General features: G+C 64.5%; 2 protein-coding genes. Both read left to right on the top strand.

From position 1 onward, the window contains the following. Nucleotides 1–8 precede the first annotated feature (8 nt). Nucleotides 9–1,151 (top strand): bacteriohopanetetrol glucosamine biosynthesis glycosyltransferase HpnI, encoded by a 1,143-nt coding sequence (gene hpnI, locus AWB67_RS37465; protein WP_087660816.1) that lies wholly within the window; start codon nt 9–11, stop codon nt 1,149–1,151. Nucleotides 1,152–1,215: 64 nt separating this feature from the next. Next, on the top strand, nt 1,216–1,567 hold a 352-nt coding region (locus AWB67_RS37470), incomplete at its 3' end, for a lysylphosphatidylglycerol synthase domain-containing protein (protein ID WP_200822420.1).

The raw sequence follows: 1,567 nt of genomic DNA on the forward strand, positions 1-1,567 counted from the left end.
TTGCGGCCATGGCGACGGCATGCGGCGCGGGAGCGATGTTCGGCATCGCCTATACGATCGTCGCGGCCTTGCTGATCAGACGTTTCTTCCGCCGCACGGCGTGCGAGCCGAGCAGCTATCCACCAGTCACCATCGTCAAGCCGTTGTACGGCGACGAGCTGGGATTGCTCGCCAATCTTTCGAGCTTCTGCCATCAGGACTATCCCGGCCCCGTGCAGTTCCTGTTCGGCGTGAACGACGCGGCCGATCCAGCGCTGCCCGCGGTCGATGCACTGCGGCGCCTGCATCCCGAAGCAGACGTGACCGTGGTCGCCGATGAGCGACTGTATGGGCCAAACCGAAAGATCAGCAACATCCTGAACATGCTGCCGCAAGCGCGGCACGACGTGCTGGTGTTCGCCGACAGCGACGTCAGCGTCGCACCGGACTACCTGCGCAAGGTCATCGGCGAACTGCAGAAGCCAGGCGTCGGACTCGTCACGTGCATCTATCGCGGCGAACCCGCACCGGGGTTCTGGCCGCGTCTTTCGGCGAAAGCCACCAACTACCAGTTCCTTCCCAGTGTGGTGATCGCCCTCGCGCTGGGCCTCGCGCGACCCTGCTTCGGGCAGACCATTGCGATGCGACGCGCGACGCTCGAAAAGATCGGCGGCTTTGAGCCATTCGTCAGGCATCTGGCGGAGGATCACGCAATCGGCGAGGCGGTGCGGCGCGCCGGCGAAAAGGTATCGATTCCGCCCCTCACGGTCGCGCATGCCTGCGTTGAAACCAGCGCGCGCCAGTTGATCGCGCACGAGCTGCGCTGGAGCCGCACGATCCGCCGTGTCGATCCGCTCGGCCATCTGGGGTCGGTGCTCGTTCACCCGCTCGCATTCGCGCTTTTCGCCGTGATGTTGTCCGGCGCCGCCGCTTGGTCGTTGCAACTCGTGCTCGCGACAGTGGGCGCAAGGCTCGCGCTTGAGTTGTTGTCGGACCGCGTATTGCGCCAGGCACATCGCGACCTATGGCTATTGCCGCTGTGGGATATAGTCTCCTTTGCGATATTCGTCGCAAGTTTCTGGTCGTCCCGTGTGACGTGGCGCGGCTTCCATTTCGAAGTCGATAGTGACGGCCTGTTGTCCGCTGTCCAGGACGAACGGGTAAGCGACTGATGAAACAAAGGCAATCCGCGCGCAGGGCGCTCACTGCGCTGCACCTCTCAACGGCACCGAGAAGATGAAGCATTTTGGCCGCGTCGCGGCGCTTGTCGGCCTGATCGCGTCGCTGTGGCTCGTCTGGCACGACAATCCTGCCGCCGTGCTCCACGCGCTGCGAACCGCCGGCGCCGGCTTACTGCTGGCCGCGCTGGTACACGTGCTGCCGATGCTCGTCAACGCGTACGAATGGCGCACACTGATCCGCCGAGTGCATCGGCCCTCCTTGCTGACGATGCTGCGTCTAGTGTGGGTGCGCGAATCGGTGAACTGCATGCTGCCGGTCGCGCGCATTGGCGGCGAGGTGGTGTCGTACAGGATGCTGCGGCTCAGGGGGGTGCCGCCGTCGATGGCCGCAGCCAGTCTGATCGTCG

Origin of the sequence: Caballeronia terrestris, from assembly GCF_001544515.1 — a bacterium.
GTDB classification, from domain to species: Bacteria; Pseudomonadota; Gammaproteobacteria; order Burkholderiales; family Burkholderiaceae; genus Caballeronia; species Caballeronia terrestris.